The 23038-nt window shown below is 39.0% G+C and carries 22 protein-coding genes; 5 read left to right on the top strand and 17 right to left on the bottom strand.

The window, feature by feature from the left end; genetic code table 11:
- Positions 1-4: 4 nt before the first annotated feature.
- The 6 genes from LVD16_RS04055 to nirB form a co-directional block, all read right to left on the bottom strand.
- Positions 5-1345: an MFS transporter gene (locus LVD16_RS04055; RefSeq protein WP_233772310.1), complete on the bottom strand. Its 1341-nt coding sequence runs from the start codon at positions 1343-1345 to the stop codon at positions 5-7.
- An 18-nt stretch (positions 1346-1363) separates the two neighbouring features.
- Positions 1364-2614 (bottom strand): alginate export family protein, encoded by a 1251-nt coding sequence (locus LVD16_RS04050; protein ID WP_233772309.1) that lies wholly within the window; start codon positions 2612-2614, stop codon positions 1364-1366.
- Between the two features lie 165 nt (positions 2615-2779).
- On the bottom strand, positions 2780-3466 hold the full coding sequence (locus LVD16_RS04045; RefSeq protein ID WP_233772308.1) for a response regulator transcription factor: 687 nt from the start codon (positions 3464-3466) through the stop codon (positions 2780-2782).
- Positions 3467-5257 carry a sensor histidine kinase gene (locus LVD16_RS04040; protein ID WP_233772307.1) on the bottom strand — a complete coding sequence of 597 codons (1791 nt, stop codon included), beginning with the start codon at positions 5255-5257 and terminating at the stop codon, positions 3467-3469.
- 72 nt (positions 5258-5329) lie between these two features.
- On the bottom strand, positions 5330-5722 hold the full coding sequence (nirD, locus tag LVD16_RS04035) for a nitrite reductase small subunit NirD (protein ID WP_233772306.1): 393 nt from the start codon (positions 5720-5722) through the stop codon (positions 5330-5332).
- 26 nt (positions 5723-5748) lie between these two features.
- Positions 5749-8238, bottom strand: coding sequence for a nitrite reductase large subunit NirB (gene nirB / locus LVD16_RS04030; RefSeq protein WP_233772305.1), 2490 nt, complete (start codon positions 8236-8238; stop codon positions 5749-5751).
- 105 nt (positions 8239-8343) lie between these two features.
- Between nirB and cobA the strand changes: the two genes are divergently transcribed.
- Positions 8344-9105 (top strand): uroporphyrinogen-III C-methyltransferase, encoded by a 762-nt coding sequence (cobA, locus tag LVD16_RS04025; RefSeq protein WP_233772304.1) that lies wholly within the window; start codon positions 8344-8346, stop codon positions 9103-9105.
- A complete protein-coding gene (locus LVD16_RS04020; RefSeq protein WP_233772303.1) occupies positions 9098-9688 on the top strand; it encodes a DUF4202 domain-containing protein in 591 nt (196 codons plus the stop codon). Before cobA ends, LVD16_RS04020 begins: the two co-directional genes overlap by 8 nt.
- Here the strand turns inward: LVD16_RS04020 and LVD16_RS04015 are convergent.
- Entirely contained in the window at positions 9681-10460 is a 780-nt protein-coding gene (locus LVD16_RS04015; RefSeq protein ID WP_233772302.1) for an alpha/beta fold hydrolase, read from the bottom strand. The genes LVD16_RS04020 and LVD16_RS04015 overlap by 8 nt on opposite strands.
- Complete coding sequence (gene dxs, locus LVD16_RS04010) at positions 10460-12385, bottom strand: 1-deoxy-D-xylulose-5-phosphate synthase (RefSeq protein WP_233772301.1); 1926 nt, start codon at positions 12383-12385, stop codon at positions 10460-10462. Before dxs ends, LVD16_RS04015 begins: the two co-directional genes overlap by 1 nt.
- Before the next feature lie 191 nt (positions 12386-12576).
- Here dxs and LVD16_RS04005 point away from each other — a divergent pair, with 191 nt between their 5' ends.
- Both LVD16_RS04005 and LVD16_RS04000 read left to right on the top strand, forming a co-directional pair.
- Complete coding sequence (locus LVD16_RS04005; RefSeq protein WP_233772300.1) at positions 12577-13326, top strand: segregation and condensation protein A; 750 nt, start codon at positions 12577-12579, stop codon at positions 13324-13326.
- On the top strand, positions 13327-14385 hold the full coding sequence (locus tag LVD16_RS04000; RefSeq protein ID WP_233772299.1) for a lysylphosphatidylglycerol synthase transmembrane domain-containing protein: 1059 nt from the start codon (positions 13327-13329) through the stop codon (positions 14383-14385). It begins immediately after the preceding gene.
- On the opposite strand, the gene coaE is transcribed toward LVD16_RS04000, so the two are convergent.
- The 7 genes from coaE to LVD16_RS03965 all read right to left on the bottom strand — a co-directional run bounded on the left by coaE (position 14370) and on the right by LVD16_RS03965 (position 19691).
- Entirely contained in the window at positions 14370-14978 is a 609-nt protein-coding gene (gene coaE / locus LVD16_RS03995) for a dephospho-CoA kinase (protein ID WP_233772298.1), read from the bottom strand. The genes LVD16_RS04000 and coaE overlap by 16 nt on opposite strands.
- The gene (locus LVD16_RS03990; protein WP_233772297.1) at positions 14971-15924 is read right to left on the bottom strand and encodes a YbbR-like domain-containing protein; all 954 of its coding nucleotides are present in this window, start codon (positions 15922-15924) and stop codon (positions 14971-14973) included. Before LVD16_RS03990 ends, coaE begins: the two co-directional genes overlap by 8 nt.
- A 1-nt stretch (position 15925) precedes the next feature.
- Positions 15926-16258 carry a preprotein translocase subunit YajC gene (gene yajC, locus LVD16_RS03985; protein ID WP_233772296.1) on the bottom strand — a complete coding sequence of 111 codons (333 nt, stop codon included), beginning with the start codon at positions 16256-16258 and terminating at the stop codon, positions 15926-15928.
- Positions 16259-16359: 101 nt separating this feature from the next.
- On the bottom strand, positions 16360-16905 hold the full coding sequence (locus tag LVD16_RS03980) for a DUF1573 domain-containing protein (RefSeq protein WP_233772295.1): 546 nt from the start codon (positions 16903-16905) through the stop codon (positions 16360-16362).
- Positions 16906-16949: 44 nt separating this feature from the next.
- The gene (locus tag LVD16_RS03975; protein ID WP_233772294.1) at positions 16950-17270 is read right to left on the bottom strand and encodes a YtxH domain-containing protein; all 321 of its coding nucleotides are present in this window, start codon (positions 17268-17270) and stop codon (positions 16950-16952) included.
- A gap of 15 nt (positions 17271-17285) precedes the next feature.
- Positions 17286-18398, bottom strand: a complete 1113-nt coding sequence (nusB, locus tag LVD16_RS03970) for a transcription antitermination factor NusB (RefSeq protein WP_233772293.1) — start codon at positions 18396-18398, stop codon at positions 17286-17288.
- 192 nt (positions 18399-18590) lie between these two features.
- Entirely contained in the window at positions 18591-19691 is a 1101-nt protein-coding gene (locus tag LVD16_RS03965) for a Glu/Leu/Phe/Val dehydrogenase dimerization domain-containing protein (RefSeq protein WP_305038996.1), read from the bottom strand.
- A gap of 201 nt (positions 19692-19892) precedes the next feature.
- Between LVD16_RS03965 and LVD16_RS03960 the strand changes: the two genes are divergently transcribed.
- Complete coding sequence (locus LVD16_RS03960) at positions 19893-21680, top strand: ABC transporter ATP-binding protein (RefSeq protein WP_233772292.1); 1788 nt, start codon at positions 19893-19895, stop codon at positions 21678-21680.
- On the opposite strand, the gene LVD16_RS03955 is transcribed toward LVD16_RS03960, so the two are convergent.
- Positions 21681-22205 carry a hypothetical protein gene (locus tag LVD16_RS03955; protein WP_233772291.1) on the bottom strand — a complete coding sequence of 175 codons (525 nt, stop codon included), beginning with the start codon at positions 22203-22205 and terminating at the stop codon, positions 21681-21683.
- Between the two features lie 64 nt (positions 22206-22269).
- Positions 22270-22983 carry a hypothetical protein gene (locus LVD16_RS03950; RefSeq protein ID WP_233772290.1) on the bottom strand — a complete coding sequence of 238 codons (714 nt, stop codon included), beginning with the start codon at positions 22981-22983 and terminating at the stop codon, positions 22270-22272.
- Between the last annotated feature and the right edge of the window lie 55 nt (positions 22984-23038).

The following is a 23038-nucleotide window of genomic DNA, read 5'->3' as shown; positions in this document are numbered from 1 at the left end:
GAAATTATGAAGCCTGTAGCATGGGTTCTGCTTCGGCTATTCTGGTTCTTTCTTCTTTCACAGCAGCTTCTGTTTCTGCTGAGAATCGTACTGCAAAGCTGAAGAACGACACTCCGGCCACTATTAAACCGAGGATAAAGAAAGAGTCTGTCCACTCAAGGCCGGTAAGTTGCTTTTTGAACAAAAACATTCCTGCTACTGCACCAGCATTTCCACCAGCACCGACTATACCAGATATAGCTCCCAAAGCTTTCTTATTAATGAATGGAACCACACTGTAAGTAGCACCTTCACTCATCTGAACAAATAAACTGAACACTATTAACGAAGCAATAATGGTAGGTACAGTACCCATTCTGGAGAATATTACAAGCGCAATACCTTCACACAGTAGTGCTACAAATAGCCAGCGTACTCTACCAGAAAGACCTGAGCTTTTGCCGAAATAATCACCAACAATACCTCCCAGTGAACGAGCAAAAAGGTTCATAAGACCAAAAAGGCCGGCAATAAGACCAGCTGTGGCCATGTCCATCTGAAAATAATCGAAGAAGTATAAAGCAGCTTTTGAATTAACAATTAACTCCACACCGAAACATGCACCATAGATTACAAAAAGCACCCACACTCTATAATCTTTACATGCTTCTCTAAATGCGCTGCCTGCATTTTTTCTTTCTAACTCTGTGTCTTTAAGGTCTTTATAATTTCCTTGAGGTGTATCCTGGGTATATTTGTAATATAAAATTCCCATGATAAAAAGAAGTATACCTGGTGCTACCATGGCATATCTCCAGGCTAATGTTTCCGCTCCGAAAATGGCCAGGGCCGCTGCAAAAACTACAGGCATAAGTTGCTGTGTAACGCCGCCACCAAGATTACCCCAACCAGCGGTAGTAGCATTAGCAGTACCTACCACATTAGAAGCGAACATGACAGAAGTGTGAAACTGAGTAATTACAAATGACGCACCTATGGCACCAATAAACATTCTGAATAATAAAAACTGTTCATAATTCTGGGAAATACCGATAAGCATAACTGGAATAGCACCTAAAATCAGTAGCCAGGTATAAGTAATTCTAGGGCCTATTTTATCACATAACCACCCGATAATCAGGCGCATAAATACTGTAGAAGCTACAGCTACCATGTTAGTAGTAACAATTTGATCTGTGGTAATACCCAGGTCTTCTCTTACTACCTGAAGCATGGGTGCTATACCGAACCATCCGAAAAAGCATAGAAAGAATGCCATCCAGGAAAAGTGAAATGCACGCATTTGCGGAGAGCTGATACTCCACAATTTGATGTTAGTGGCTTGTCCGTTGCTAAGAAGTTTCATATCAATAATGGTTAAAGGTTATTTACTTGATTTAAGGAAGGATGTATTTAAATTGAGCTGAAGCCAGGCCCAGTTATTGATGGTTTCTGATGAACCATTTTTGTAGAGCTCGAAATTTTCAGAGGCGAAAAGCTGAGAATAGCCAAGTTTGAAATTGAGCTCCTCGCTGATGTTAAGATTATAAATGAGGTCTAGTTCTGTTCCGAGGTAGCCAGAAGCGCTAACGCCCGTATCACTAATCTCATCCGTAAAGCTTTGGTTAGCAGTGAAATAGTGTAGATGGGTAATCAATTTTGATTTCTTACCTGTGGCAAATGAAGTTTTTACATAGAAATCATTTAAACCCATAGATGGCTGCTCACCCACATAAAAGAAATCCATGTAGCCATAGAACTTATGGTTAGTGCCAAACTGCTGCTTCCAGGTTTCATTCTTACCCTGAGTATCTTCTTTATCTCCAGATACTATATCAGCCCCTGCTGTGAGTGGCATCTTTCCAGCTTTGTAGGTTCCTTCTATAGAAAAAAGAGAGCCTCCAAGCTTGGTGCCTTTGAATTTACCAAACTGAAAATATCCTGATGCCGAAAGGGAGAAGTTATCACTTAGTTCAACCTTAGGCATTACACCTATTGTAGTATAAGCGTAATAAATGCCTGGATCTGTTTCTGTTACCACATTGGCCACCATACCAGCATAAGAGAAATCTTCCTTTCCGGCAGATAACCAAAGATATTGAAGGCTTTTTACGCTGGCAGCACCGGTATTATTAAAGGTGTTAATGTCATTAGTAAATCCTACCTGATTCCAGGTGACGCCGCCATCTAATGATACCTTATCCGTTTTCCACTTACCCACAAAAGCGTCATGAGCTCGGCCAGATGCAGCCCAATCTAGCGCTCCAAGAAAACGCTGATCCCCATAAGAAATGGGCTGCCTGCCAAATTGCAAGGTAAACTTCTCTGAAAACTTATAACCAGCCCATGCCTCGTAGATAGAGACAGCTCCCTGAGTGCTGGTTTCAGCATATTGACCCCAAAAATTAATGTACTGAGGAGTGAAGTGAACAATTACATTTTCATTAGAAAACGCTAATTGTAGCCGCGTGCGTTGCATAATGGCGAAACCTGGCTTATTATCTTCAGTAGATAAGCCGGAGTTATTACCATTGTAGAATTCAGCCCTGGGCCGAACCTGTCCAGATACAGATAATTGTGCGTAGGATTTTGCACAGATAATCATGAAAAGGCTAAGGTAGATAAGGTGTTTCATGGTTATGAATACGATTACTTAGGTTTGTTAAGTAAAATTACGTATTTATAAACCAATAAGTCAAATATTTCTACGTATAATTTACGTAAAACTTAATTTCTACGTAATTACGTGTTATTAAAAAGGTTGGAAATGCTTAAAATCTAGTTTAAAGAGGGATTTAGATTATTTTAAGCCATTCTTGAGTCCAGGCTCATTTTCAATTTTACGTAGTAGTTCAGCAATATTACTTACTTCCAATTTCTTCATAATATTGAATCTATGAGTCTCAATGGTTCTGATGCTCTTCTGTAACTGGTCTGCGATATCCTTATTAGAGACACCTTCGTAAATCATTTTAAGAATCTGGCGCTCGCGTTTGGTTAGTCCATAATCGATGGTTTGAGCAGGCTCAGTATCTACCTGAACAGCTCCAGACTTTTTAGCTGAGAGGTAATTATTCACCAGAATATTAGAAATATCAGCACTGAAGTATTTCTGACCGCCATAAACGTTATGAATAGCCTTTACAAATTCTTCTTTACCAGAATCTTTTAAGAGATAACCATCAGCACCACAATCTATAGACTGGGTAATATACTCTTCGTCATCATGCATGGATAGCACTAAGACACTTACTGCAGGAAATTTATCTTTAATGGTTTTTGTAGCCTCTATGCCATTGAGATTCGGCATTCTAATATCCATAATCACAATATCAGGATGATTACTGCCCAGCAAATCTATAGCCTCTTGTCCATCAGAAGCCTCTGCCACCACCTCAATATCTGATTCACTCTCCAGCAGCATCTTTATACCCTTCCTAACGATCTCATGATCATCAGCCAGCATTATGTTTATAGTAGTATCCATTTACTCCAAAGGTAGTTTAATTGTAATTTCTGTACCAGAACCTACTTCAGAAGATAAGTTAAAATCAGCATTAACAAACGCTGCTCTTTCCTTCATATTAAATATACCGTGTCCTGCTCTTTTAAAATGACCTGAATTTAATAAATTCTCATAATTAAAGCCTTTTCCATCATCTATAATCTTTATAGTCAGCAAGTTAATATTATGCTCGAAGGAAACATTTATGTTTTTGGCCTTCGCATACTTAATAGCGTTATTTACGGCTTCTTGCACTATACGATATATATTACTTTCAATATGTGTATCCAGCCTATTTACGAAACTGGTTTTGTTTTGAAAAGCAATTTCAGGGGCAGAAAAGTTATTTACTTCCTGACAAAACTTTTTAACGGCTGGCACTATGCCAAAATCAACCAGGCTGGTAGGTGTGAGGTTAAAAGAAATACGCCGTACTTCCTGTAAGATACTCTTCATAAGAGATTTAGTATCCTGCAGCCTCTTTTTAGTGTGAATAGAATCTGTTGGCGTAATGGATTCAATACTCAATTTTAGGGCAGTGAGCATTTGCCCAATGCCATCATGCATTTCCCTGCCAAGCCGGCGCCTTTCCTCTTCCTGACCTTCTAATATAAGCACGGATCGATATTGCTGCTCCCTTACCTTTTTCTCTATCTTCTCACGGTTAATCTCTCTGGACCGAATCCGAGCTTCTTTTATCTCAGTTATATTTCTACCTATAAGCTTAAATTCAGACTTAGTCTGAAACTCCGTAGGAATAATAGAAAGCTCCAGCCAGCAAAAATCACCATCAGAATCAGTGAATTTTAGCTCCCCGTTCCAGGCCTGCCTGTTCTCAATTAAAAGCAGAAGATCATTGATAAACTGCTCTGAGAATTCATTTTTCTGAAGCAGTAATGGAAATGAGCCAGGCATACTATTCATTGACTCACCTAATAATTTGGCAAAAGCAGGTGATATAGACTGAAAACCTCCTTTTGAATTTATAGTAGCATAAACCTGCTGCGGTTCTGTTTCAAAATTCAAGGATTCCAATTCCTGATAAGAGCGAACCAGCTCTTCATATAACCGGCTCATTTCTTCTGCCATTTTTACTGACTTGGCCTCAGAGTCTATCAAATCAGACACCGTGAGCCGAACATCCCTGGCCAATGGTTTGAAAATGAATAAAAATTCTATCAGAATAATAGTCAATGATAAGATGAGCAGACCCACCTCTATATTCTTTAATCTTACAATTTTAGCTTGTGCTTCAGTATCATAAGCAAATACTATTGCGTCCATTGCAGCCAGAAAGCTATCCTCATTTTCTAAGGTAACATTTACCTCTTCTTTAATATCGCTATCAGGATCGGCCAATCTCTTTTTAATGATGCTCTTCACACTTTCAACTATCGGCTCATAATGAGGATATACCTTCTCATACATTTTAAGAATATCCTCTGTATCAGTACCAGGAAGACCCAAAGCCTCATCACCATGAAGAAGCCCTTCGTGAGATTGCACCCATAGATCCAAGGTTTCCTGCAGGTCTGTAAGCAATGGTTTTTGAGAATCAGTATTCTGAAAATAGGCTAATTGAAGCGCTATCTTGCTTATCTTCTGGCTCAACATTCTCTGTCTACCAGCTACATTTATAGTACGTGAATAATTTTGCTGTTTGCCGATATAGTTCTGAACTACCAGCTGACTGAATAAAATGCTAAATGCAATAGCAGAGAGGGCAAGTATATAAAACCGGCCAAGTTTATCAAATTTTAGAAGTCGGGGCATATATATAATGCATCATCATTAGGCCTGTCTAAATTATAAAAATTATGGTTTGAGAAAAACTACATCTGCAGATCAAAACTTAAAGCCAACATAGACAGTATCATTTTCTACCTTTACCGGATAGGTAGCCAGTTGGCATAAGCTATCATTCAGATTTTCACCTGACTGCAATGAAAACGTTTTTTTATGATAAGGACAGGCCACTTTTGGCTCATCTCCTTCCGTACCAATCATCCCTCTCGATAGAATCATCTGCTTTTTATGCGGACATAAGTTTTGAGTGGCAAACCATTCATTCCTTCTGGTAAAATTAAACACCGCCACTTGAAGTCCTTTGTAAAGAATACAGCCTCCTCCGTTTTTAGGAAAATCATCTACATGAGCGGCCCTAAACCAAACTTTAACATCTTCAGGATGAACCGTTTCGTACTGAGGGTAAGTATCTATTAAGTTATTGTTTTCCATTTTCTACAGGTTTAAAGTTGAAAGAATTAAGCCCAATTGGCAGGAAGCTTTTGTCCACGCATGTCACCAAAGGCCTGCTGAGGATCATGCTCTTCTGAATTTACAAAGTGTCTGAATTTAGCCTGAAGATGCTCATTATCAACCACTTCCTTCCATTCGCAGGAATATGTATCAATCACACCCTGCATCTCTTTCTCTAATTCATCACCTATACCCAGACAGTCATTTACCACTACGTCGTACAAATACTCCAAGCCGCCATCTAGTTTATTCAACCATGTAGCTGTTCTATTTAGTGGCTCCGCTGTTCTGATGTAAAACATAAGGAAGCGATCCAGGTATTTTACGCATGTTTTTTTATCTATATCACCTGCCAAAAGCTGAGCATGTTGAGGGTTGGCTCCTCCGTTTCCACACACATATAGGTTCCATCCTTTTTCAGTAGCAATAATTCCAAAATCCTTACTTTGGGCTTCTGCGCATTCTCGTCTGCAGCCAGAAACACCGCCTTTGAGCTTATGGGGTGACCTCAATCCACGGTATCTTTCCTCCACTTCTATTGCAAAAGATACAGAATCATGCAAGCCATACCTGCACCAGGTTGAGCCCACGCAGCTTTTAACTGTTCTTAAAGATTTACCATAAGCATGGCCACTTTCAAAACCAGCCTTCACCAGTTCGCCCCAGATTTTAGGTAAATCATTCAAGCGAGCACCAAACAGATCTATTCTTTGACCGCCAGTTATTTTAGTATAAAGACCATACTTTTGAGCCACCTGACCTATGACTATCAACTTCTCCGGAGTTATCTCACCACCGGGAATTCTAGGCACTACCGAATATGAGCCCCCTTTTTGAATGTTAGCCAAATACCTGTCATTGGTATCCTGAATGGTATCTTGTTTTACAATAAGCTCATTGAAAATACTTGCCATGATAGAAGCCACCGCAGGTTTGCATATTTCACAACCATCACCGGCACCAAACTGATCTAGCAACTCATCATAGGATTTAATGTTTTTAATCTTCACCAGATCAAAGAGTTCCTGTCTGGTATAATCAAAATGCTCGCAAATTACATTTCTTACACGTTTACCCAGGGATAATAGTGTTTGTTGAAGGATGTCATTGACCATTGGAGTACATGCGCCACAGCCCGTTCCAGCTTTACAACATCCCTTTACTGACGCCAAATCTTCACAACCCTTTTCTTTAACAGAGGTTACAATATCAGCTTTAGTTACATTCTCACACGAGCATACCTGAGCATCATCAGGAAGGCTACCTACCATATCCATTCCTTCGCCTCCTCTTGCTCCCAAAATTAGATCTTCAGCATTAGGGGGAAGCGCCATGCCGTTTTGAGACATCTGCATGAGCATATTATAGTCCTTACTATCTCCTACCAAAATTCCTCCTAATAGTTGAGAGCCATCTTTAGAAATATTGATTCTCTTGTAAATTCCCTGTTTCAGGTTTTTATAGGTAATAGGAGTACCGATCTTTTCCAGATCAAGAGCATTACCAAAACTGGCCACCTCAATACCAATCAGCTTCAGCTTGGTAGACATATCAAAGCCCGCAAATAATTTTTCAGGTGTAGAAGTTAACTGATTCACCACTACATCAGCCATCTCATAACCTGGAGCTACCAGGCCATAAATCATACCGTTGTGTAAGGCCACCTCTCCAATAGCGAAGATGTGAGCATCATTAGTTTGCATCAAGTCATTAACTACCACACCGCCACGAGTTCCCACTTCTAGTCCGCACTCTCGGGCCAATTCATCTCTCGGCACTATACCACAACTTATCACCAGCATATCTGCCTTTAATTGCTCCCCGTCCTGAAAAAGAAAGGATTCCGGCTTGCCATTACCCTGGATGGATCTCGTGTTTATACCTAAATGAATCTTCAGCCCTAACTGCTCAAGTGAATATTTTAATAAATCTGACCCCGCTTCATCTAACTGACGCGGCATGAGTCTATCAGAAAATTCTATTACATGAGTATCTAACTCTAAGTCAATAAGGGCCTTAGCCGCTTCCAACCCTAGTAAACCGCCGCCAAGGACCGCCGCACTGGTGGCATTCTTCGCGTAATCGATAATATTATCAAGATCCTCAATAGTTCTATAAACAAATACTCCATTTCTATCCACCCCTTCTATAGGTGGCACCAATGGCCTGGAACCAGTGGCTAATATTAGATAATCATAGTTCTCAACATTATTTTTGTGAGTAGAAATGGTTTTTTCCTCTCTATTTATGGATGTCACTAATTCGCCGGTTATTAATTCTATCTGATTTTCAGCGTACCAGCTTGTTGGTGCCATAAGCAAATCATCAGCCGAGCCATTAGTGAAATATTCACATAAGTGTACCCTGTCATAAGCTGGCAGCACTTCTTCCCCATACACAACCACCTGAATTTGCTCCGCCGTGGCCACAGTCCTAAGTTTTTCACAGAACTTATAGCCAACCATACCATTTCCGATAATAACTACTTTCTTCATACTTAGAGTGGTTTTTATTAATTTTAAGTAATATTACGTAAAAAATATGCAATTCGAAAAATCATTTTACGTATATTTACTAAAAACCCTCTAAAACGCACGGAAATGGGCAAAATCATACTTACAGGCGCCGGTCCAGGGGACTCGGAGCTAATTACACTCAAAGCGATCAAAGCTTTGCAAAAAGCAGATGTAGTTTTATATGACGCGCTGGCTAATCCTGAACTGCTAGATTACTGCAGTGAGCATTGCATCAAAGTTTATGTTGGAAAGAAAGCCGGGATACATAGCTATCAGCAAATCTACATTAATGACATGCTGGTAGATTATGCTCAAAAGCATGATACAGTAGTAAGATTAAAAGGAGGTGATCCATTTGTGTTTGGTAGGGGACATGAAGAATTAGAGCATGCCATGGCTCATAATATAGAAGTAGAAATCATTCCAGGAATCAGTAGCTCCTTAAGTGTACCGGCTACTAATTACATACCGCTCACCAAAAGAGGCGTTAATGAAAGCTTTTGGGTAATTACTGGAACCACCACGAATTTGGAAGTATCCAAAGATTTAGAACTGGCCGCCCAAAGCACTGCAACAGTGATTATTCTAATGGGTATGAAAAACCTGGGGCAAATCACCAAATTGTTCAGTAAATATAGAGGCCCGAAAGAAGCTATTGGAATCATTCAAAATGGAACTTGTAGCAATGAACGAAGAGTATTTTCGGACTTGGCCCACATTGAAAAACAGGTGGCTCTTGAAAAGTTAGAATCACCATCAATAATTGTAATAGGAGAGGTAGTAAAGCACAGACCAAAGGCTATATTTGAATATATGAATTCAAAAGCCTTACAGTCCTATGAATGACCGCTCCAAAGATTATGACGCTATTATTGATGAAATAGATAATATTAATCAACAAGATCCACGAACTGACACCTGGGATGGACGAACATATGCATATGAGTATCTCTATTCGCTAAGAATGACTGAGGCCTTAAATCAATATTATCCACAAGCCAGCACATTACTTAAAATCGCCGCTCACGGCCAGCACATTAAGAGGTGGTCATTACCCAGAACTGAGTATTCGGCAGATAGAAAAGGTTATCTTATATGGCGAACGGAGGCTAAAAAGATGCATTGTGACATCTTAGGAAGCATTCTATCCAAATATGATTTTTCTGATGAGGAAATCTCTCAGGTATCCATGTATATAATGAAAAGTCAGATGAAATCTGACGAGGAAAGTCAGGCTTTAGAAGATGTAGTCTGCCTGGTATTTCTGAAATATTATATTACTGATTTCATTAAAGATCATGAAGATGACAAAGTGGTAAGTATCATAGGTAAAACCTGGAGAAAAATGTCCCCAAAAGCTCATAATGAGGCATTAAAACTCGATTATGAACCAAGAGTTTTCGAGTTAATTAAAAGAGCCCTTAGCTAGCTGCTACGTTCCGTATAAATTCTGTAATTACCTGCTGGCAGACATCATTCCTTTCATACATACCCTTATGCCCGGTCATAGGCAGTAATTCTAATCGGCAATTCTCTGGAAGCTCGGCCATTTCCCTAGTTTTCTCTACAGGCACCGCAGGATCTTCTTCCCCACCTATAATTAAAACAGGCTTCTTAAATGATTTCAAGGCCTGAGCATTATCAAACCTGTCACGCATAGCCTTGGTATATTGGATGAGACTCTCTTGGTCAGTACTGGCTACTATTTCTTTAAGCCAAGCAATGGTGAGCTGGTTATCCTTCCTGTTAGATACATGGAAAAGAGGCTCTACAAAGGAATCCGCAAATCGCTGAACTCCATGCTTCTCCACAAAAGTGATGGTTTTATTTCGGGAATCTTTCTTCGCTTCATCGTCCGCATAGGCACTGGAATGAAAGAGCCCTATGCCCGCTACTTTTTCAGAATGATATCTAGCCAATGATAGCGCCACGTAGCCGCCAAGACTATGACCGATGATAATGCAAGTATTTATCTCTAACTGCTCCAGCCATTCGGCCACTGATTCTGCAATATCATCAATGGTAAAATCGCCCTCAGGAAGAGTACTTTCACCAAAGCCGGGAAGATCTGGAGTTATATATCGATAGTCCTCAGGAAGACCACTTAAAAATGGATCCCACATAGCTTTAGATTCACAAAACCCATGAATAAGGATAACAGGAAAACCGTGACCGGTTTCTGTGTAGGTTATGGCAGACACTATTTCTTTACCAGTTCTTTCTCAGACACTTGAATAACAGCATCAACAATTCCATCAGGATCAAATCCACATTCCTTATGCAACTCTAACTGCTCTCCGTGCTCTACAATTTCATCAGGAATACCCAATCTTTTTATTTGCGCCTGATAACCATTTTCAGCCATAAATTCTAAAACCGCAGTACCAAACCCACCCACGAGGCAGCCGTCCTCTACAGTGATTACCTTAGTATAGTTCTGAAATATTTCATGAAGCATGTTCTCATCTAAAGGCTTTACAAACCTCATATCATAATGAGCCGGGTTAAAGCCTTTTTTCTCCAACTTCTCGCAAGCTTCAACCGCATAATTTCCTATATGCCCTATGGTTAAAATAGCTACTTCCTCTCCGTCTTTAATTTTTCGGCCTGTACCTATTTTTACTTCCTCCATCGGTGTTTTCCATTCCGGCATCACACCCTCACCTCTTGGATATCTAATAGTGAAGGCATTACCTTTTCTAGGCTTCTGTGCTGTGTACATGAGGTTTCTAAGCTCTTGCTCATTCATAGGAGAAGCGATGATCATGTTCGGAATACATCTCATGTAAGCAATGTCATACGCACCGTGGTGAGTGGGACCATCTGCACCGGCAAAACCGGCTCTATCTAAGCAGAAATTAACCGGTAAATCTTGAATACATACATCATGAATCACCTGATCATAGGCCCTTTGCATGAACGTACTATAGATATTACAATAAGGAATTAAGCCTTGCGTAGCTAAACCAGCAGAGAAAGTAACAGCATGTTGCTCCGCTATACCTACATCAAACGCTCTATCCGGCATTTCATTCATCATGATATTCATAGAAGAACCTGAAGGCATAGCAGGGGTGATTCCCACGATATCTTTATTCTTCTTCGCCAATTCCACCAGGGTATGGCCAAAAACATCTTGATATTTAGGCGCTTGCGGAGTTTCGTAGACCTTCTTTCTTATTTCTCCTGTCACTTTATCAAACTTACCAGGGGCATGCCAGGTAGTTTTGTTACCATTTTCAGCAGGACCATAGCCCTTACCTTTCATGGTAATACAGTGAAGTATCTTTGGTCCTTTTATATCTTTCAAGTCTTCCATAACGCTCACCAAATGGTTAACATCATGACCATCCACCGGGCCAAAATATCTGAGATTCAATGACTCAAACATATTGCTTTGGCTAAGTAAGAAAGACTTAATACTGTTCTCTACTTTTGAGATAATGTCCCTGGCATTGGGACCAAATTTGCTCACCTTACCCAATATTTTCCAAACATCATCTTTCACTTTATTATAAGTGTGTGATGTGGTAATATCAGTCAAATAGTCTTTGAGCGCACCCACATTTGGGTCTATAGACATGCAGTTATCATTAAGCACAATGAGTAAATTGCTATTAGAAACACCTGCATGGTTCATTCCTTCAAAGGCAAGACCACCCGTCATGGCTCCGTCACCTATCACGGCAATGTGCTGTCGGTCTTTGTCTCCTTTATATTTTGAGGCTACAGCCATTCCCAGTGCTGCAGAAATAGAAGTAGATGAATGGCCTACGCCAAAAGCATCGTATTCACTTTCCTTTCTTTTAGGAAAACCTGATAAGCCTTTATAAATTCTATTTGTATGAAACTCATCTCTTCGGCCGGTTAATATCTTATGGCCATATGCCTGATGGCCAACATCCCAAACGAGCTGATCTTTAGGGGTATTAAACACATAGTGTAAAGCCACGGTAAGTTCTACCACGCCAAGGCTAGCACCAAAATGACCACCATAAACAGAAACATTATCTATGATATAATGCCTTAATTCATCACACAGCTTTACTAACTGAGTTTGATCTAATTGCTTCAAATCATCAGGGCTGTTGATGGTGGCTAAAAGTTTTCCAGGCTCAATTAACATCGGCAAAAAATGGGTTTGTAACAAATAACAACAACTCAAGGTAACTGTTTTATGTACCTATTCCAATGTGCTGGAAAAGATAATTAAACAGCATCCTGTAAATTTACATTTTTTTTAGCAACAGGGTATAATTTGGGGTATAAGTAATATCTTTGAACTAGTTCGTCTTATTTAGAAAAAGCTGATTTACCTTGAGTTTTGAAATAAAATTACCACTCTTTGAGGGTCCTTTTGACCTATTGCTTTTCTTCATTGAAAGGGATGAGCTAGATATTCACGATATTCCTATCTATCAGATTACCAATGACTTTCTAGACTATTTGCACCATATGGAGCAAATGAATATTGAAGTAGCCAGCGAATTTATATTAGTAGCGGCCACCTTAATGCGTATTAAGTCTAAAATGCTTCTGCCTAGGCCGCAGCTAGATGACGAAGGAAATGAAATAGACCCCCGGGAAGAGCTTGTAAAACACCTTCTGGAGTACAAGAAATACAAGTCCGTACTGGAGCAACTCAAAGAAATGGAGGATGCTCAGATCAGTAAAGAGAAGCGTGGAAATGTTCTTAAGGAAGTAAGGTCACTTTCTGAAAATGTGAATGTAGAATCTGAACTGCAGGACCTGGACCTTTATAAACTCTTAAAAGTATTTCAGAGAGTTTTGGAGCGTTATGAGATAGAACAAAACAAACCAAGACACGAGGTAATCCAATATCCATACACCATATCAGGGCAAAAAGACTATGTTCAGGCCCAATTACTGAAGTCCCCTAAAATCGCTTTTTCAACATTTATTGAAAGTGATCCGAATAAAATTGCAGTAATTTTTAACTTTTTAGCTATTCTGGAATTATTACAGTTGAACATTATCACCATGTACATTGGTGAAGGCTTTAATAACTTTTGGATAGAGAAGCTGGAGGAAGCTGCTGCTGAATAAATGAACATAGACACTAAAAAAATATTAAAAACTCTTAATCCCAATAAGATTTGGGTTCCGGCTGTAATTAGTGTTGCCTTCGTGGTGTACAAAATCCTTACGGATGATACGTTTACTCCGCAAAAGTTAAATCTTATTTTTGAAGCACAAGTACTACCTGTAGTACTAGCTTTTCTGGTCTTATTCATTAAAGATGCTGCTTATATATACCGAATCAGAACGCTTACGAATGAAGAGCTCAGCTGGACCAGCAGCGTTTATGTCATCATTCTTTGGGAATTTGCCTCAGCAGTAACACCTTCGGTAGTAGGAGGCACAGCAGTAGCCGTGTTCATATTGCTTAAAGAGGGTATCAATCTGGGTAAATCATTGGCTTACACACTACTCACAGCCATTCTTGATAATCTTTTCTTTGTAATATTTGCCCCTATCGCGCTGCTATTGATCGGAAGTAGTAGTTTTCCCGATTTTGAGGGCACTTTAAAGGGTTTATTCATTACAAGTTATTCTTTAATAGCCATATACACCTTTAGCATGGCCTTCGCTCTTTTTTACAGACCGAGGGTTTTCAAATGGATTCTAATTAAGGTGACCTCTATAAAATTCCTCAGAAAATGGAGATATGCAGCTTATCAGCATGGTAACGAGGTAATGTGGGCCTCCACACTTATTAGAGGCAAGCAAAAAAGATATTGGTTTAAAATAATCATGTCTACCATAGTGGCATGGGTCGCAAGATATGCCATTTTAAACTTCATCATAAGCGCCTACACACAAGGGCTTAATTTTGCAGACCATCTACTTATACTAGGTAAGCATTTGATCTTATGGATAGTGATGCTAGTTTCTCCAACACCGGGCGGAAGTGGCTTAGCAGAAGAGTTCTTTATTAAATTATTCGATGGTTATTTGGTAGAGTTTACTCTAGGCACTACCCTTTTCTGGAGGCTCATCACCTACTATCCATACTTACTGGGTGGTGCATTAGTACTTCCTCGCTGGATTAAGAAGGCATTTGCTAAAAAACCTAAGCCAGAAGAGGCTCAATCAGCGCTATAGTCATTAGCAAACTGGTAATGCAGCTTTAGAACTTGAGGTAATAGTAATTCACTATCATCATTAACTATTACATAATCAGAAAGAGCCTGGCGTTCCTCTTCAGGTAGTTGCTTCTTTATGATTGTTTTAATCTCATTAACTGACCTGAAAGGATCTCTTTGCTGAACTCGCTTTATTCTGATGTCCTCAGCAGCGTACACGGTAATCACTTTATCCAGGCTCTTGTTTGATCCTGATTCAAACATAATGGCAGCCTCTTTAATTACATAGGGATAATCCTGATAGGAGACCCATTCCAGATAATCGTCCTTTACTCTGGGGTGAATGATTTGATTGAGTTGCTGAAGTTTCTCGGGTGCGTTAAATACGATCTTGGCAATAAAGGGCCTGTCAAGCTGACCATTTTTGTAGGCATCTTCACCAAAAAGAGAAGAAACCTCCTCCACTATTTCAGCGTGATTATCTGTAAGCCATTTGCCTCGCTTATCAGCATCATAGGTAGGCGCGCCTATAGAGGCAAATACCTCACACACCATACTTTTTCCTGAACCTATACCGCCTGTAACACCAACCTGAAGTGGCAGATTACTCATTGAGCAACACTTTAACGCGAGCTGTATCTATTTTTACATCCTTAATGTAGTCCGGATAAGCTCTTAACACAGGTAGGATGGTAGAATCCTGCTTATCCATCTTTCTGAAGTTGATAACAGCTTCAAAATATTCAGGGGTAACATCTTCCTGCCTTGATCTGGCTACACGATAATTAACCTCGATAGAACTTTTGGTACCAGTAAAGTTCTCAGGGAAATTTACAAGTTCCAGAGGCACAGTAAGCTTATTATTCACAAATTCCTCCACCTCAAAGCTAACTCTTATGGCAGGAGGGTTTTTATGGATGAGAGAAGATTGAGCTAAACTAATGGGGACATCCTCATTATAGCTTTCGTCTAATTCTTCCTGAGGGATTTTTACATAGATAGTATCTGACATAGCACTAAGGATGTTTTCCGGGCCCTGTAGAAGCACAGAATCTGGCTCATAAGTTATAGGGCTAACCACCCTATAATTATTATCCAGAGAAATGCCAGCACTGTCTATTGCTAATAGAAAAGTTCTACTTATACGCCTCTCTATATTTACATAAAGGGTATCTGTAAGAACATAGTTAAGCTGAAATTCATTTAGTTGCTCAGAAATTAAACCTGGCAGTGAAGCCCCGACAATCCGTTTATCATCTGCAGGGGTTTCTAATGGTATTTCTAATGGGGTAACTTTTATACCCAAGCTATTTCTAAACAAATTCCAGCCAAGACCACTTACGTTTAACTGTACATTTTCAGGAAGCTTTTCTACTGCCATGTAGCTTTCCTCATCGTACATAAACTTGATGGGATATTTTAAAGTAGTAGAGTAATTTTCGTTAAGTGAATTTAAAAACCAGAAAGTAGTAGCCGCAAAAACACACAGAACTATCACTCGGATATGCCCGTATGACTCCGGCTTCAATGATTTTACGATGTCACTTATTCTACTCAACTTATTTCTTGTCTTCTTTTTTCTCTTCCTTTACCGGAGGCTTAGATGCCTCAAGTGAAATTGATGATTTTAAGATAGTAATTTTTACTCCCTTATCAATTTCTAACACCACGTTGTCATCATCAGCGCTTAATACTTTCCCGTGAATACCACCAATGGTAACTACCTGATCTCCTCTCTTTATTTCCTGAATGAATTTTTTCTGATCCTTTTGCTTCTTTTGCTGTGGTCTGATCATAAAGAAATAGAACACAAGTGCAACACCACCAAAAAGAATCATTGATTGCATTCCTCCTCCTGAACCAGAAGCCTGTAATAGAACTGTCTTTAACATCTTACTAATTATTATTTTTCGTAAAAGTACATGAATTAAAACAAAACATCCCAACCCCTTATTCAGGAGCTGGGATGTTTTTTATGTTTTTTCTATGATTGTTACTTCACAGGACCGTCCGTAGCAGGAGCGTCTGTAGAGTTAACCTGAGCTTTAATTCTAAGTCTTGTAAGCTTAGGCCAAGTGTTAGAAGTAAGCGTTACAGTTTTGTTTTGAGTATTAGATTTTCCTTTACTGTTAAACTTAGCCGTAACTTCTCCTGTACCTCCTACTGGAATTGGCTCCTTAGGCCATGTAGGCACTGTACATCCACAAGAACCTTTAGCATCTTGAATGATTAGCGGAGCGTCACCTACGTTCTTAAACTTGAAAGTATGCTCTACAATGTCACCTTCGTTAATTTCACCAAAATCAAACTCTTCTTCTTCAAATTCGAATGCAGGAAGAGGACCTTCTGGTTTTTCTTCCGGAGCAGGAGCAACAGGTGTTGCTGTAGCAGGATTTGCCGTAGCACCAGTGCCTTCTAGTTCATTGATTCTGTTTTCTAATTCAGCAATTCTCTTCTCTGAATCTTTATTGCTACTACATGCAGCAAAAACCATTGCCAAAAGACCAACTAATAGCGATAATTTGATTCCTTTTCTCATATTAGGTTTAATTTGTGTTCGTTATTTACAAACAATAATAGTTTTTAATTTAACTCGTCTTTCTTATCTCCTTTTTTAATGTGGCTGATTAGCTCATCCACATCTTCAAGAAGCTTTTCAGCCTTTTCTTTAGCATCATCCACTACCTTTTGTCCGTGGCTTTTTGCTTCATTAAAGTTTCTGTCTTTCTCCGTTACCAGATCATCCACTAACTCCTCAAGCATTTTTTTATACTTGTCTAATCTATATGTTAGTCTATCTCTGGTGTTTGAACCTTTATCCGGTGCATATAAAATTCCTAATACTGCTCCGGTAGTTGCTCCTAGTAGAAAGGCTAAAAAAGAGTTACCTGATTTACTACTCATATTTCGGTTTAGTTTTTATTTATTGTCAATTAATCCTCGTCCACTTTTCCTGATGTCACCAGAATCTGTCAATTCATTAGCTATAACATCCAGCACACCATTGACGAAGGTTTTACTTTTTGGTGTGCTATATTTTTTAGCGACCTCAATATATTCATTAATTGTAACTTTTACCGGTATACTTGGGAAATTAATCATTTCACAGATTGCCATTTCCAATATTATTCTATCGGTAGCCGCTATCCTCTCTATGTCCCAGTTTTTGGTCTTTTTAGAGATTAATTCTTCGTACTCAGCTTCTACTTTAGTAGTTTCCACGAACAACATGATAAAGAACTCCTTGTCATCTTCCCAGTTGTAAGACAACTCTTGAATTTCCAGATCAGACTCATCGTCTTCCTCTGAAATAGACTTTAACGTCTTTGTAACCAAACTCTTAATAATAGCTCGGTCCTCAGTCCAGTTAATGTCCTGCTCTTCCATGTACTTGTCTATAACTTCATTTTTGAAAATGATGTTTTTAACAATGTGCATTAAAAGAGCTTTGTCATCTTCAAAAGTGGTTTCTGCCAGGTTTTGATATTGTTTGTATTCATCATCAGTCTTTACAAACTCTTTAAACCACTGCCAAACGGAAGTATCTTCTTCATCCCACTTGAGATTTCTTCTCAAGCTAATATTTTCCAGGTTCTCATTCGAGGAAAGAGATTTAATTAACAAATTTTTAACAAAGTTGCCGTGATTTTCCCTCTTGTCCTGAACAGATCTCTCAGAAAAGCTTATTAATAAGTTAAGAATTGAGATGTAGCGGTCATGAATTTTTTCCGCTTCTGTAACCATGTTTTTCTTAAAAAACAGGTAATCCTTGTGCACATTTCTGTGGTACTGACGAATAGCATCATCTACCACAGTATTCACTCTTTCTGCAGAGCCAGCTGTGCTAGAGAAAGATTCATCTTTATAGTTAGCCTTAAAAATTTTCAAGGCCTCTTGTGTTTGCTCTTTCAGCAAACCTCTGTCTTGCACCTCCATAGAGTTCAAATCAGGTGCAAATCCCTCCGCAATGTACTCTTGGGCTATTCCAAAATTAGCCTCTCTACCTTGTCTATAGGCAAAGATGGTTTGCATAGCCTTAATTCTTAATGTTCGTCTATTGAGCATTTCAGTGTAAAAAAAGAACTTATTAGTCCATAAAAAATAAAGACACTCTCAAAAGTCATGTTTCAAAACTACATGTAATTGCCGGCCAAAAGGTTCGGCAGATTTTGAGGAGACTTATGGGAGTGTCCTTTTGCTAATGCAAAATTAAACAATAATATCTTATAGTGACAACTTCACCTTGCCAATATCTGAAATACGTTTTTCTGCCATTTTAATAGCTGCTTCCTGAGTAGAAATACCATCAGTTTCAGCTTCATTTAAAATATTAAGGCAAGTATCATAGATATTTTCAGCCATGGCATAGGCTCTATCTCTATTATAGTTTCCTAAGAACTCTTCATATACGTTAATAATACCACCAGCATTTATTAGAAAGTCTGGTGCATAAGTAATTCCCTTGTCAAGCAACAAGTAACCATGCTTTTGCTCATCTGCTAACTGGTTATTAGCCGCTCCAGCTACCATAGCACACTTCAATCGACCGATGGTGTCATCATTCAATGTAGCACCTAATGCACAAGGAGCATAGATATCCATATCAATATCATAGATTTCATCCATGCCTACTATTTTAGCTCCTGATGTAGACGCCACGCTCTTAAGCTTCTCCTCACTAATGTCAGTAATGTAGATCTCTGCATTTTCTTTTGTCAGATACTCGACCAAATACATACCCACCTGGCCAACACCTTGCACAGCCACTTTTTTACCAGTAAGACTATCACTACCAAATACTTTTTTGGCAGTAGCTTTCATTCCCATATAAGTACCATAAGCAGTAACAGGAGAAGGATCACCTCCACCACCCATGCTTTGCGGCAGACCTGTAACGTGCTTAGTTTCCATACCGATAAGCTCCATGTCACGGGTCTTCATGTTCACGTCCTCAGCGGTAACGTACTTACCGTTCAGGCTATTCACGAATTTGCCAAATCTTCTCATGAAAGCTTCAGTTTTCATAGTAGACGCATCTCCTATAATAACTGCTTTACCACCACCAAGATTTAATCCGGTTATGGCTGATTTATAGGTCATACCACGTGAAAGTCTTAAAGCATCATTCAGAGCCTCCTTTTCAGACGCATAGTTCCACATCCTGGTGCCACCTAAGGCTGGTCCTAAAACCGTGTTGTGAATAGCAATAATGGCCTTAAGGCCTGTTGCTTCATCATGGCAAAATACGACCTGCTCGTGGCCTAGTTTTGCTAACCCTCCAAATACGGAATCTTCAGAAATCCGTTCCATTTCATTTATTTGCATCTTAGTACCGTTAAATAATTTGTTTATCGTAGTTTTGGCTTATTAGAGCATAATCGCTCATCATAAGGTCGCGCAAAAGTAGACTTTTTTTAATATTTTATCAACGTAGAAAACGATTGCGAAAAACCTCTTATTCGTAAGCTCGTTATCTAGATATTAATGGATTTTTCTGCACATTTTAAATGAGTGTGCTCGTGCTGCATGAAAGAATTAAGTTACCTCAATAAATATCTTTTCAAATACAAATATCACCTCATTTCAGGGGTCATATTTATTATACTTTCTGTAATATTTCAGATCGCTCCTGCTCTAATAGTCAGGTATGCATTAAATCTGGTTACAGAGAACATCACCATATACAAATCTTTAGACGGGCTTGAATTACAGGAAAACTACTATACCATTTTTGCCGGGAGTATAATCATTTACGCTGTGCTGATTTTAGCCATGGCGCTTCTTCGAGGTGTATTTCTCTTTTTTGTAAGGCAAACGATAATAGCCATGTCTCGTCTTATAGAATATGATCTGAAGAATGAGATATATGCGCATTATCAATCTTTACCATTAAGTTTCTATCGTAGAAATAATACTGGTGACTTAATGAATAGGATTTCAGAAGATGTGAGCAAGGTGCGTATGTACCTGGGGCCGTCTATTATGTACGGACTCAATCTTTTCGTGCTTTTCGCCATTTTGATCCCTTACATGCTCTCTATTAATGTTACCCTTACTTTATATGCATTAATTCCTTTACCCATACTTTCTATCAGCATTTATTATGTGAATAACATCATAAATAAGCGGTCAGAAGAAATACAGATCAGTCAATCTGGTCTTTCCACTTTTGCGCAGGAAGCATTTTCAGGTATTCGGGTATTAAAATCATTTACTAAGGAGAAGGATTCTGTACAGCAGTTTACTGAAAAGAGTGATGAGTATAAACACAAGTCACTTAGGCTCACCAAAGTACAGTCTTTATTCTTTCCGTTAATTCTGGGGTTGATTGGTCTTAGTACAATTCTTACCATCTATGCCGGAAGTACAGAGGTAATTGATGGTTCATTGAGTTTTGGAAATATAGCTGAGTTTATCATCTATGTAAACCTACTAACCTGGCCCGTGGCTTCTTTAGGGTGGATCAGTAGTCTAATTCAAAGAGCAGCAGCATCACAAAAGAGGATCAATGAATTCCTGAAAACCAAAAATGACATTATAAGTACGGAAAACATTCAGCAAGAGCTAAGGGGAGAGATCGAATTTAAGAATGTTACTTTCGTTTACCCTGACTCTGGCATTACAGCCTTGAAAGATGTTTCTTTTGAAATAAAACCAGGTCAATCATTGTCAATTATTGGTACTACGGGCTCAGGGAAGAGCACCATTGCCAATCTTATCTCCAGATTATATGATACCACTGAGGGAGAAATCCTTATAGATGATAAAAACATCAAGAAATATGAAATGGTAAGCTTAAGAAGCCAGCTAGGTTATGTGCCTCAAGATGTTTTCTTATTTAGCGATACCATTTTTAACAACATTGCTTTTGGTACCAATGACTTAAGTGAGGAGAAAGTACTAAAAGCGGCTAAAGATGCCGATGTTTATGATAACATTATGGATTTCCCGAATGGATTCAACACCAGGGTAGGAGAGCGTGGTATTACTTTAAGTGGTGGACAAAAGCAGCGTGTATCCATAGCAAGAGCTATCTCAAGAGATCCAAAGATACTGATGCTCGATGATGCACTTTCTGCAGTAGATACTAAAACGGAAAATACTATCCTTAACAGTATGAAGAACATTATGCAGGGTAGAACATCCATCATTATTTCTCATAGAGTTTCATCTGCGAAGCTTGCGGATAAAATAATAGTTCTCGACGATGGTGTGGCCGTTGAAAAAGGCACACATGAAGAGCTTATGAAAGCCAACGGAACTTACAAGGAGCTTTATGATAAGCAAACGCTAAGTGAAGAAGCTATATCTTAATTATAGCTTCTTTAACGGAAATAATATTTCAAGGTCTCGGGTTCCTTTATAAACCTCAATTGAATATCCCTCAAGCTCATAGCCCTTTTCCTTTGCATATTCAGATGCCTTTGATTTCACCTCTTCAGGTCTAGGCATCACAAAATTGTGAGCCGTTATTACAGCTTTAAGCATTGTTGGCTTCTCAAAACTTCGGACTTCATTAAACGCCTTACCGGAAACAAATGATGAATCTGGGGAAGAAACACCAATAAATTGTCTTACAGAATCTTGCAATTCAGGCGTTTCATAATGTATTACTGTAACATCACAACCCTCTCGAGACTCCGAAATTTGCTTAGCTTCAAAGAATAGATCTTTCACCGCACCATCATTGTACTTGCCAAGAAATTCCTTACCCGTTACGTGAAGGTCCGGATACTCCCTTATTTCAAACTGAATACTTTCACCTCCACCAAGTAGGTAATAACCAACGGCACCTATTACTACAATAACCACTACGATGGGTAAAATTTTCTTAACCATAGAAAAATGAGCTTAAATTAGGAAGGTAAAATTACAAGAAGTTACCAGCTAAGGTACAAAAGCCTTAAAAAATGTATCTTAGGCCAACTCCGCCTTGTGGCCTTATCCATCCTGGATCTTCAAATACATCGGAGAATACTTCCAGTTCTATGAAAGCAGATATAGGAAGCTCAAAATATGAATACTCCAGACCGACCACGCCCACAGGCCCAGTGGCAAACCGCTCTCTTTCAAAAGATAATATTTCATTCTCATTGAAATTCAACTCAAGAATGTATTCATATCTAATTTGAGCACGTCTCCATTGCCAACCAGCACCAAGGTAGCCTTGTATACCCTTTATCCACCTGTCACCGTTGATATGATAAAGGATTTTAGCTTCTCCCTGCCAGTCAAACTTTACCTTGTGGTTTAGATATTCTACATTCTGCGTACCAATCAGGGTATCACTTTCAGTATATGAATCAAATTCCGAGGCATAATATTTACTATATAATCCGCTTGCGGTGCGTCCTACATCAACAGCTAGTGCAAAATTCTTAGTAGCATAAAATTTATAGGTAATAGCGGAAGGGTCTCCAAGCTTAAAGCCAATTCCCTGATAAGGATATTCACTATCTTGAAAAACAGGACATACAACCTTAGCCTTCTGTCTGGATATTTTCACAGGTTTATACCTGCCTTTGTAGAAAGGCTGGGGCTTGCGCTGGGCAGATACATTGATCGCAAAAAAACACAGCAGACCAAAGAATAAAGATGTCTTTAGTAAAAATGGCATTAAAAAAATATTTTAGAGAAGTAATTTAGCCAGAGTATGGCAATTTCAATAATTT

Source organism: Fulvivirga ligni, from assembly GCF_021389935.1.
Taxonomy (GTDB): Bacteria; Bacteroidota; Bacteroidia; order Cytophagales; family Cyclobacteriaceae; genus Fulvivirga; species Fulvivirga ligni.
This window is presented reverse-complemented; position numbering and strand designations above follow the sequence as displayed.